General features: G+C 63.3%; 1 protein-coding gene. It reads left to right on the top strand.

Annotation, left to right across the window (positions count from 1 at the left end; all coding sequences use genetic code 11):
• A partial coding sequence (locus tag J5M58_RS26600) for an ATP-binding protein (RefSeq protein ID WP_243432566.1) occupies window positions 1–479 on the top strand: 479 nt, incomplete at both ends.

The raw sequence follows: 479 nt of genomic DNA, 5'->3' as shown, positions 1-479 counted from the left end.
TGCTAGATGATTGCCTGAGCATCTACCGGGCCAAGGCCGAGCAACAGAACGTCGAGCTGATCAGCTTCCTCCAGCCGCAAGTGCCACGGGTAATCAGCGGCGATCCGACGCGCCTGCGCCAGACCTTGCTGAGCCTGCTGGAAAACGCCCTGAAGAATACCGCAGAAGGCGAAGTGCTGATCGTAGTTGCCCTGGACGAGCGCAGCCGCCAACCGCGCCTGCGCATTGCCGTGCAGGACAGCGGCGTACCGATGGAGCCGGAAGAGCGCGAGGCGCTTCTGCACGCCGAGCTGCACAGCAAGCACTTCCTCTCGGCCAATCGCCTGGGCGGCAATCTCGGCCTGGTGATTGCGCGCCAACTGATTCGTCTGATGCAAGGCGAGTTCGGCATCAAGAGCGGCGCCACCCAGGGCAGCACTTTGTGGCTGACCTTGCCACTGGACCCGGATCGCCTCGAACATCCGACCTCCGATCTGGAC

The organism is Pseudomonas sp. 32_A (genome assembly GCF_017490905.1).
In the GTDB taxonomy this organism is placed as follows: Bacteria; Pseudomonadota; Gammaproteobacteria; order Pseudomonadales; family Pseudomonadaceae; genus Aquipseudomonas; species Aquipseudomonas inefficax.
Note: the sequence above shows the minus strand (reverse complement) of the source record. Positions and strands in the feature narration are given on the sequence as shown.